The 9,101-nt window shown below is 33.7% G+C and carries 7 protein-coding genes and 1 pseudogene; all 8 read right to left on the bottom strand.

The genetic code is table 11. The features are described 5' to 3' along the window. Window positions 1–274, bottom strand: a pseudogene (locus tag B2W91_RS08230) (carbamate kinase); the annotation flags it as partial. Window positions 275–385: 111 nt separating this feature from the next. Beyond that, window positions 386–1,603, bottom strand: coding sequence for a dicarboxylate/amino acid:cation symporter (locus tag B2W91_RS08225; protein WP_291579967.1), 1,218 nt, complete (start codon window positions 1,601–1,603; stop codon window positions 386–388). 202 nt (window positions 1,604–1,805) lie between these two features. Beyond that, window positions 1,806–2,654 (bottom strand): DUF2877 domain-containing protein, encoded by an 849-nt coding sequence (locus B2W91_RS08220; RefSeq protein ID WP_291579966.1) that lies wholly within the window; start codon window positions 2,652–2,654, stop codon window positions 1,806–1,808. Window positions 2,655–2,698: 44 nt separating this feature from the next. Next, window positions 2,699–3,964 carry a DUF1116 domain-containing protein gene (locus tag B2W91_RS08215; RefSeq protein ID WP_291579965.1) on the bottom strand — a complete coding sequence of 422 codons (1,266 nt, stop codon included), beginning with the start codon at window positions 3,962–3,964 and terminating at the stop codon, window positions 2,699–2,701. Window positions 3,965–3,981: 17 nt separating this feature from the next. Next, window positions 3,982–5,739, bottom strand: a complete 1,758-nt coding sequence (fdrA, locus tag B2W91_RS08210; protein ID WP_291579964.1) for an acyl-CoA synthetase FdrA — start codon at window positions 5,737–5,739, stop codon at window positions 3,982–3,984. Window positions 5,740–5,759: 20 nt separating this feature from the next. Continuing rightward, a complete protein-coding gene (gene allD, locus B2W91_RS08205) occupies window positions 5,760–6,809 on the bottom strand; it encodes an ureidoglycolate dehydrogenase (RefSeq protein WP_291579963.1) in 1,050 nt (349 codons plus the stop codon). A gap of 169 nt (window positions 6,810–6,978) precedes the next feature. Further along, window positions 6,979–7,770 (bottom strand): (S)-ureidoglycine aminohydrolase, encoded by a 792-nt coding sequence (allE, locus tag B2W91_RS08200; protein WP_291579962.1) that lies wholly within the window; start codon window positions 7,768–7,770, stop codon window positions 6,979–6,981. 38 nt (window positions 7,771–7,808) lie between these two features. Further along, on the bottom strand, window positions 7,809–9,062 hold the full coding sequence (locus tag B2W91_RS08195) for an MFS transporter (protein WP_291579961.1): 1,254 nt from the start codon (window positions 9,060–9,062) through the stop codon (window positions 7,809–7,811). Window positions 9,063–9,101: the final 39 nt, after the last annotated feature.

Genomic DNA, 9,101 nt, shown 5'->3' with positions numbered 1-9,101 from the left:
GCTGTATATGATAACCAATCATCCCTTGACTCATTGCACCACAAATATCAAATGGCATAGCAGGAGTTACTTCACTTGAATATTCATTTTGTATTACAATCCTTCCTACCTGTGGTCCATTACCATGGGCTATTACTAACTCATACCCTTCTTCTATTAAATCAGCAAGATGAACAGCTGTTTCTTTTACAACTTCTAATTGAGACTCTGCCGTTGCTTCTTTGCCTTCCGCTTGAAGTGCATTACCACCTAAGGCTACAACAATTCTTTTCATAATATTCCTCCCCAAAATTTAATATATTCTAAATTCACATTAAAATTTTTTTATTTTTTTATTCACAAGGAGTCGTAGTCATAACTGCCTTACAACAAAATATTAAACTTTTTAATTATTTAATATTTCATAGTCCAGTTCTCCTTCATCTTTTGCAATTATCATTGCAATTAACGCATCAATATCTACATTTAATACAGTTCTAAACATACCCGAAAACCAGTCTATCCCAGAAAGTAGTGCAATGCTTTCTACTGGTAGCCCAAGACTTGGTACTACCATTGCCAATGCTATAAGCCCTCCTCCAGGTACCGCCACTGTACCTAGGCATGCTAATGTTGACAGTACTACTATTTTTATCATGTTTATCACAGATATTTCAATTCCGTAAAATTGTGCAATCATAATGCAAGAGAGAGCTAAATACATTGCTAGCCCATTACTGTTTAAAGTCATTCCAAGTGGATTTACTAGTCTAGACACTTTTTCGCTAACTCCTAGTTTCTTTTCACTATCCTCCATTTTGATAGGAAGTGAAATTGCTGAGGATGTAGTTGCAAATGCAAATAATGTCATTCTTGACAACTTGTTTGCAATACGAATAGGACTAGCTTTACAATAAAAAGAAACAAAAAGGATTACGAAAATAAGATGAATACATGAACCTACCGCAAAAATCAATAAGAATTTCATTAATGGTATTATTACTTTAATACCCGTACTTCCAGTGGTATAGGCTACTAGAGCAAATATCCCTATTGGAGCGGTTTTCATAATAATAGTGACCATTTTTAAAGTAATTTCATTAAACTCTTTCAATATTCCTAAGAATTTACAATTTTTATGATTTACATGCCAAGCACTTAATGCAACTCCGAAAATAACAGAAAAAACTATTATCTGTATCATGTTTGAATCCACCATGGATGCAAAAATATTACTTGGAAAAAAATTCAAAATGATATCATAGAGACTCTGATCTACTGCCTCAACTATGTAACTACCTTGAGTAACATTGGCTATTTCACCTGACATAAAAATATTTCCTAAGCCCATGCCTAATGCGGCTGCTAAAAAAGTAGTAATCATGAACCAAAAAAACATTTTTCCTCCAATTCTTCCGAGTTCATGGTAGTCTAAATTTCCTACAGCTTCAATAACAGCTCCCATAACTAATAGCACTACAGGCATCATGAGTATTCTTAAAAAGATATCTCCTATAATTTTAATTCCAATTACTTTCTCCTTAAAAATAATCCCTATCAAAATTCCTAGAAAAGCACCAATAAGAATTTGTTTTGTCATAGAAATAGTCTTTATTTTTTTCATAGGTTCCCTCCTATATCATCTTCTAATCCAATTTAGGCATCTGAAAATAAATNNAATAAATAATAAGTCAAAGATGAGAAGTATATTTTGAGTTAAACAAGGAAATAGGTTCCGCAGATAGTAGAGCTATCTAAGGGTTCTGTTAACGCAGTATAACACAAAATAGACGAGCATACTGACTTATTTATTTTTTGAAGATGCCTTACAACCTTTTAATCCATAAATTTAGTCCTACAAGAATGCCCGCCATCATATCACGGCCTGAGGTATGTCCAAATTCAAGAATTTTATCTATGCTTCTTCTCACCATTTTTTTATCACCTGTAATCAACGCCTGATACATATCAAGCAAAGCATCATTATAACAATTTTCAAAGGCACTGATGTAATAATGTGTACTAATATCTGTTGTATATTTTTCCTCTTTAATAATTTCCTCTAGTCCTTCTAAAAATTCCTCACTTAATATATTACATATTTTATGGGCAAATAAAATACCTACTAAAAAATCATCCCCTGCTGGAGTTAATCCTAATCCATATCCTACCCATTTTAACAAAATTGACTTTATAAAATCTTTGTCTTTGCTTTGGAAACTGGAATATAGTGTCTCTCTTGCCCTATTATCTTCATCTATTAATTGCCATAAGGATACTCCCAGTCCCGTCTTCATATTCATATCAATATTATCTTTAAGCAAATCAAAACAACATCTTGATATTTTACAGGGCTTCTGGTCTAAAAAACTGCTAAAAGATTTGCATCCTTTAAATTCTATTGTAATTCCTTCTGCTACCAGTTGACTCGTTTCTTTATTCCAAAGAAAACTAATCTTTCTGCTATTTATTAATTCTAATAATGGGGATATATGCTGTTCTTTAAGTAAAATACCATATGGTAATTTGGTGTTTTGTCTGTTTCCAACAAAACATAAAAATTTATTTACTTTTATATTAAATCCACTTTCAAAGCAGCTATGAACAGCATATTCCTCTTTATCTTTTAACAGCTTCATCAACTCAGCAGAAACATTTTGGGCTTGCACCTTCATCTCTATTCACCTCGTTATACATATGAAGCTTTATATAAATGTAATTACTCTGTATATCCTAATTTTTTCGCATATGCTAAAACTGCTTTTTCAAAGCACTCAATAGGTGGATGCACTGTTCCTGCTCCAATTTGACCTAATCCCGCTTTTTTATGAGCAATTCCTGTATTGATAACTGGAGTAATACCTTTTTCTACCACTTTTCTAGCATCAATTCCAAGACATATTCCTTTGAAATTCCATGTTGGGATAATGAAATTAGGATTTTCATCAATAACAATTTCTCTCATCTCATTACTAATTTCAAGTGCATCGTCAAAGCCTCCAGTTCCTACAAATCTAGTAACTGCTGGTGCTGCAATCATTGCCATACCGCCAACACCAAAGGTTTCCGTAATAGCACTATCACCCATATCAGGACTTGCCATATCTCCGTCATATCCAGCAAAATACAATCCCTGTGGAGTATTTACAGGTGCTGTAAACCACTCATCTCCCATTCCTGCTATTCTGATACCAAAGTTTTCTCCATTCCTACACATCGCTGTAACAATAGTTCCTTGCTGAATTGTTCTCGCACCATCCATAATCGCTTTAGCAGAAGCCATTATGATATTAAGGAAAAATTGATCTGTATCTGCAAGAAATTTGATAACCTGATTTTTATGATCCTCTTCTATATCAAGCTTAACAATAACAGGACTTATTTCTTTCAAGAATATTAAGGAAGCAGCAATGTTTCTTTGATGAAATTCATCTCCCATAGCAATGGCTTTTGCAACCATAGGATTAACTGCTAATCCACTTGGAAAAGTTCTAAGAGCTTTTCCTAAAATCGGTCCTAACACATCTCTCATCCATCTAAGTCTTTCAATTACTTCTTCAGAATAAGCTCCAAATCTTAATACCTTACCGATTCCTTCATTTAAAGTGCAGTATGCTCTATTGCCTTCTGTTGTATTTTCTACAACTAATACTGGCATATTGCCAGAAGTAATTCCACCCATAGGACCAACTGCATTTACATGATGACATGGAATAAATTTAACTTTACCTTCATTCAGGAGATTTCTTGCTTCTTCTTCTGTATCTGCCCACTCTTCAAAAAGTACTGCCCCAACACATGAACCCTGCATAGGTTCTGGCATATTCTCCCATTTAATAGGTGGGCCTGCATGTAATAAAACTTTCCCCTCATTTAGCTCCTCAATTACAGTCTTTGCCGGTACTACATCTAGAAGAACGGGAGATGAAGTCACTATTTTACCAATAACCGCCTTATTGGCAGCATCTATTGTTTTATAAACCATTTTAAAAACCTCCTATCCTAAGAAAATTTGTAATTTCTTAAATAACTTAATGCTCCGATTAGTTCTATATCCCCGCCTGCTGGTGGAGTCCAATTATATTGAACCACTTCACAAGAAAATTCTTTTAGAACCTTAGAAAAGCTTTCTAATCCTACATTAATTATTTTTGGTTTTTCTTGAAGTAATCTACGAACAGCTTCTGATATAATATATTCTGACTTCTCTGCTGTTTTCTTCATAGGGATAACAGGCTTTTCTCCTTCATTAAAGTCATAACCAATGAAAGCAAGTGATGTTTCTACAGCCTGTTTATTGCTTTCACAAACAATAACTCCTGCATCTTCCATAATTTTCTTTTGTTTATCATAATTTTGATAGTCTTTTCTCGTTCCACATATTGTTGTTACAAAATGTAAATCTCTATTTTCCTCTTTTGCCTTCTCCTGCAATTCCTTAATAGCTGGTAGCAAAGATCCTGCCATGTCCTCATGAGAACCATAGCCTAATACAATATCAAACAATATAACTCCAGTGGATTCATCTTCAGCTGCCTCTTTCATACATTCCACTCTCTTAGTAGGGTCAATCATCGGATGTGGTTTTCCTTGAGTATATTTATCATCCCCTAAGTCCACTACAATATGCCCTGATGTATTTAACATATAGCCTTCTTGTTTCCCTAAAGGTGAAGATAAATCTAATATATCACGAATCATCATCGCCGCTTCTGCTGCCAATGTTCCTCCTGAATAGTATCCCTTAATTGTCTTATTTTCTTTGGCACAAAAGCTTTTATCTACATTAGCTTTAAACTTATCTCCTTGTACCTTTTCATTTCTTAATAGGCTTACTGCAATTCTAGCTGCTTCATCCAGTGTATATGCATGGTAAAAGTTTTCTTCATGTACTTCAGGTTTTTCACCAAGGAATAATGTAACTACAGGCTTTTTAAAATCTCTTAAGCGTTCTACTACCTGATTGCGAACCTTCTTAGCAGGTGGTTTTGAGATAACAATAATTACTTCTGTATCCTTATCCTCTTCCATTGCATTAATGGAATCCATCATAGTGATTGCTCCTATATGTTCAGATAAATCTCTTCCTCCTGTTCCAATTGCATTGGTTACACCTTCTCCTAAACGGTCAATAATTGTTGTAAGTTCTTGTATACCTGTTCCTGAAGCTCCTACAATTCCTATTTTCCCTGGAGTAACATTATTAGTAAATGCTATAGGTACTCCTTTGATAATTCCTGTTCCACAGTCCGGTCCCATAACTAGCAGCCCTTTTTTATGAGCTTTTTCTTTTAATCTTTTTTCATCCTCTAATGTAACATTGTCACTAAACATAAACACATTTAAATTCTCATCAAGTGCTCTGTCAGCTTCTGAAGCCGCATAAATTCCAGGAATTGATATAACTGCCAGATTGGCATCCGGAAGCTTCTCCACTGCTTTATCCCATGAAATTACAGTATCAGATTCTCCTTTTTTGTTGGATTTTGCTGACTGGCTTTTGAAAAATTCATCTACTTCCTTCAATACCTCATCTATTATATCATCTTGTGTTTCTACTACAATTGCCATGTCATTAGATCCTGCTTCTAATAATTCAGGTGTAGCCATTCCACTTTCTTTGTATATATCTTTATTTGAAGGTGTTGCCATCATGATAGAAACTTTACTAACGCCCTCCATTGTTGAAATCTTATTAGTTAATAACATAAGCACAACAGAATCGTGATAATTTCCCTTTTTTATGATTGTCTTTAACATAAAATCACCCCATTCCTGGTTTATTCTGCAAATTTATTCTTATGATCATAGTTGTCAAAGTGAATAGCGTCACTGATAAGATAATTATAGATGTCATCTACAATCTCAACGCCCTCTTTATCATATTTTTCTTTTCTAAGTAACGCTCTTTCTCCTGGATAATTAACCCTATCAAAACCTTTCGCTGGTTTTATTTCTCCTAATTCATCTAATACAGTTGACATGTTCTTTTTAAAGCTTTCAATATCTGTAAATCTACTTGGATCAATTACAATATGAAGCTGACCTAAATCTCTGCCCTTTGATAAATCTTCGTACATAGAGCTTACATGTTTTCCAAATGGAAGACCTAACAATATTCCAGATAATACGTCAACCATCATCATAAGTCCATATCCCTTTGGTCCTGAAATAGGAACTAGAGCATTTACCTTAGTTGAATCAGTAGTAGGATTTCCATCTTCATCTACTGCCCAAGTATCTGGAATTGGTTCTTTTTTAGAACGTGAAACTAAAATTTTACCCCAAGCTTGAACTGTTGTAGCCATATCAAATATTACTGCTCTGTCATCTGCAGTAGGCGCTCCAAAGGCAATTGGATTTGTTCCATAATAAGGCTCTGAACCTCCATATGGTACAGCCATAGGATCTGACTGACACATTGAAATTGCAACTAAGTCTTCTTTTGCAGCCATTTCTACATAGTAACCTATACTTCCGCTATGAGATATATTTTTTACTCCTACAACTGCAACTCCTGTTTCTTTTGCCATCTTAATAGCTTCCTCCATAGAAAAAGTTGCTGCTACATATCCACATCCGTTATCTCCGCTATATATTCCGCTAGCAGGACCGGTTTTCTCAAATCCAAATTTTGGATTTGCATTAATACCACCTTTAAAAATTCTCTCTGCATAATACTCTACTCTTACCGCTCCGTGTGAATGATATCCTCTCTCATCAGACCATGTTAAAATCTCAGATATTATACCTGCATGATTATCACTAAGTCCAGCCTTATGTAATTTATCCTTCATTAACTGTTTTAATTTTTTTCTTTCAACTTTCATTTTTATAATTCCTCCCTCAGTAATTAAATATTAATTTTGCTAAAGTGTACCTCTATTTTCATTTGTATATTAGGAAAATCCCTGTGAAAATCTCATTTTAAATTAAGTCTTTTTTCTCTTAAGTCATGGATATTACAGAGATTCTCATAATATAATTTTTTTATCTGTATTATAGTTTTACATCTCTATTACAATCTTTTGAATAAATGTATGCAAAGTCTTCATCTCTACCAACTCCATAAGCTGCCTGCAAACTATAAGCACCCATAAAGAGATAATCCCCTTTTTTTACTGGAAGCCAATTATTATCTAAGTTATACATGCCTTGTCCTGAATAGATATATGCTCCATGTTCTTGTACATGAGTTTCTATATATCCATGACATGCTCCTGGCTTAAAAGCAAGTATATGGAAATTCATATCAAATCCAATATCTGTAGCAGAAGGTAGAAAATCTTTTACCAATACATCCTTCATTCCTTCATATTCCGCCCACTGAACATCATTTATATTACCAATTACAGTATAGGCGCTATGTCCTTCTATACGGTCATATCTTCTCTTATATAAGAATGCCCTTACTTTTTTATCTCCAGTATTCTCAAAATATAATTTTTTATCTTCTGGACAGAAGATAAATCCTCCATCTGTAAGCTGTGCCTCTTTTTCTTCATTCCATACTTTTAAATCACCTTCAAATACATAAAGGAAGGTTTCTATTCCATCTTCACCAAAACCTGAATGGTTGTATCCACCTTTTTCAATATTCAATAGGTAATCTACAAATGAAGCTCCTAGCTTTGGAGAAGATAAGATGGTAACCTCACAATTTTCAAAGTTAGGAATTACATTCTTCACAATACCATCCGGTTCAATCAGTGCAAAATTCCCACGTTTTATAATAGATCTGTTAGCCAAGATATCTTCTCTATATCCTGTAACCCCATTTAAATAACTCATAATACTTCCTCCTAGTTTTTTCAATTAAGCTGCATTAATTAAGCTGTATGTTTTGCATTTTTGAAATTCTTAGCATTACATGCTGCAAAGAACACAACCCCAAAAATTAACAAAAATGCTCCAATATAAAATCCTAATACTCCAGAACCTGTTCTGTCCATAATAATACCTGTAGCTGCTGGAGCAATAATTGATGATGACATTCCAAAGAAGTTAAATGTTCCTAAAGTTGTAGCAAGATTATTTTTATCTGCTTTATCTGAAACATAAGAAATCAATACTGGGTCAACTGCCATTTTTCCTAAAAATCCATAAAGTAATAAGATTATAGCTAAACTACTTGTATTAGGTGCCATCATAGATACTGCAACTAAAACAAATGCTGCAACTTCAAGTCCAATAATTATATATGATTTTTTATCTCTCTTTTTATCTGATAAGTAAGCAAAGAATAATGCCCCTGGAACTGCAGTTACTGAAATCATAGATACTATTAATCCAATTAACCCTCCTGTAATTCCTCTTTCAGTCTCTAAGAATTTTGGAAGCCATGTAACAATTAAATAATAAGCGTAACATGTACAAAAATACAGAATGTAGCAAGAAAACATATTTAAGCTAAATAATGAAGATTTCTTTTCTGATGAATCTATTTCTTTAACAGTATTTGCTTTGACCTGATTGTCTTTTTTTACAGTGCTTGTATTTTTTATCATAAAGAAGAACCATAACACCATAAAAAAGATTAATGCTGCAGAAATATATACCATTGTCTGCCATGGCATATTCAAGGTTTTTACAACATAACTAGATCCAGTCATACCTATGATGAAACCTAAAGCAGAACCACTATTTACTATTGCTGTTGCTATTCCCTTTTTGCTTGGCGGTACGTGCTGAGCTGTCAATGAGAAAGCTGCTCCATAATAAGTTCCACAACCAACCCCTGCAAGGACACTACCCATATAAATAGTTCCTATAGTTTTTGATAATGCAATACTTATTGCACCTAAAGTAAATATAATAAACCCTGGTATTAATACTTTTTTCTGACCAAACTTATCTACTAAAAATCCTGAAGGAATTTGCATTGATGTATAGCCAAAGAAATAACAACTTGCAATCAATCCCATTGCTGCATTTGTTTGCGTCCCTATTGTTCCCTGAATTTCTGAGTAAATAGGGGATAACATTGCCCTATATATCCAAATAATTGTCCAACCTAGACAAAAGGTAAATACAATAGTTTTCCAATAATTCTCTGAAAGTGACTTTGATGAATTTTCTCTCATTTCCTATCTCCTCCATTTTTATATGCTATTTATATGCTA

The sequence above is a fragment of the Clostridium sp. UBA6640 genome, assembly GCF_002455975.1.
Lineage (GTDB): Bacteria > Bacillota > Clostridia > Clostridiales > Clostridiaceae > Clostridium_J.
The sequence above is the reverse complement of the archived record's forward strand: the minus strand, read 5'-3'. Positions and strand labels throughout refer to the sequence as shown.

What these genes read in the sequence shown, in the direction of transcription:
- B2W91_RS08215 (WP_291579965.1), bottom strand. Translation starts at nt 3,964, where the DNA reads ATGGTTTATAAAACAATAGATGCTGCCAATAAGGCGGTTATTGGTAAA.
- allE (WP_291579962.1), bottom strand. Translation starts at nt 7,770, where the DNA reads ATGAGTTATTTAAATGGGGTTACAGGATATAGAGAAGATATCTTGGCT.
- B2W91_RS08195 (WP_291579961.1), bottom strand. Translation starts at nt 9,062, where the DNA reads ATGAGAGAAAATTCATCAAAGTCACTTTCAGAGAATTATTGGAAAACT.
- fdrA (WP_291579964.1), bottom strand. Translation starts at nt 5,739, where the DNA reads ATGTTAAAGACAATCATAAAAAAGGGAAATTATCACGATTCTGTTGTG.
- B2W91_RS08220 (WP_291579966.1), bottom strand. Translation starts at nt 2,654, where the DNA reads ATGAAGGTGCAAGCCCAAAATGTTTCTGCTGAGTTGATGAAGCTGTTA.
- allD (WP_291579963.1), bottom strand. Translation starts at nt 6,809, where the DNA reads ATGAAAGTTGAAAGAAAAAAATTAAAACAGTTAATGAAGGATAAATTA.
- B2W91_RS08225 (WP_291579967.1), bottom strand. Translation starts at nt 1,603, where the DNA reads ATGAAAAAAATAAAGACTATTTCTATGACAAAACAAATTCTTATTGGT.